Source organism: Rhizobium sp. Nf11,1, from assembly GCF_050587665.1.
In the GTDB taxonomy this organism is placed as follows: Bacteria; Pseudomonadota; Alphaproteobacteria; order Rhizobiales; family Rhizobiaceae; genus Rhizobium.
The window spans coordinates 1-961 of record NZ_JBOBHU010000077.1; the positions used below are offsets into that span (position 1 = coordinate 1).

Annotated in this window: 1 protein-coding gene and 1 pseudogene; one reads left to right on the top strand and one right to left on the bottom strand. The window is 56.9% G+C overall.

Annotated features, from left to right (window positions below; genetic code table 11):
• Positions 1-395 (top strand): IS110 family transposase (locus ACQ7C1_RS31750; protein ID WP_430961222.1); only part of this gene is annotated, 395 nt, incomplete at its 5' end.
• A 238-nt stretch (positions 396-633) separates the two neighbouring features.
• Here ACQ7C1_RS31750 and ACQ7C1_RS31755 read toward each other — a convergent pair.
• Positions 634-897: pseudogene (locus tag ACQ7C1_RS31755) on the bottom strand (transposase); the annotation flags it as partial.
• Positions 898-961: the final 64 nt, after the last annotated feature.

Consider the following 961-nt stretch of genomic DNA (forward strand, 5'->3'; position numbering starts at 1 on the left):
GGCTCATGACGATCCCCGGGGTCGGAGCCTTGGGTGCGACTGCGCTCCTCGCCGCTATTGGTAACGGTCGGCAGTTCCAAAAAGCGCGCGATCTCGCGGCATGGCTGGGCCTTGTGCCGCGCGAATATTCGACCGGTGGCAAGCAAAAGCTACTCGGCATCAGCAAGCGAGGAAACCGGTACGTGCGCAAACTCCTCGTACATGGCGCAAGGTCATGCTTTCGGCATCTCGACCGAACACGAGACCGATTGGGGAACTGGCTGGACGGCCTTCAGGCTCGGATGCACCCGAACAAAGCCGTCGTCGCACTCGCAGCTAAGATGGCCCGAATTGTTTGGGTCGTTCTGACAAAGCCTGGAGCGCTCTACGAACGCAGAGACCCTGCCTTCACCTGACGATCCAAGCTTGATTGCAAGGCTCGGGAATAGTGATGACGAAACAGTGGATCAACATGCCGTAAGCCCTGCGCAAAAAAGCGGGCTTCGTGCCCGAACCATTTATTGGGAACGGCGTGTGCGGATCTCATCATGGCCTGGCTGCAACCGCAGCCCACTCGCGAGAGGCCGGATACATTTATGCAACTGGAATCGTCATTTACGATGTCGCGTACCCTTGCACGGACGAGGCGGACCATACATTTTTTGCGAGAAGCTCGCGGAGTGCGGCCACATCCAGCATCTGTTCGGCCAGCAGTTTCTTCAGCTTGGCATTCTCCTCTTCGAGCGCCTTCAGTCGCTTCGCCTCGGAGACTTCCATGCCGCCGTATTTGGCTTTCCAGTTATAAAAGGTCGCGTCTGAAATCCCGTGCTTGCGGCACAAGTCGGCCACCTTCGCGCCCGCCTCCTGCTCCTTCAGCACCAAAATAATCTGCTCTTCTGTAAATCTCTGCTTCTTCATGTGTCCGTCCTCAATGGGCCGGACTCTAATCCATTCTGGAGGAAATTACCCGTGGCAGGTCAAT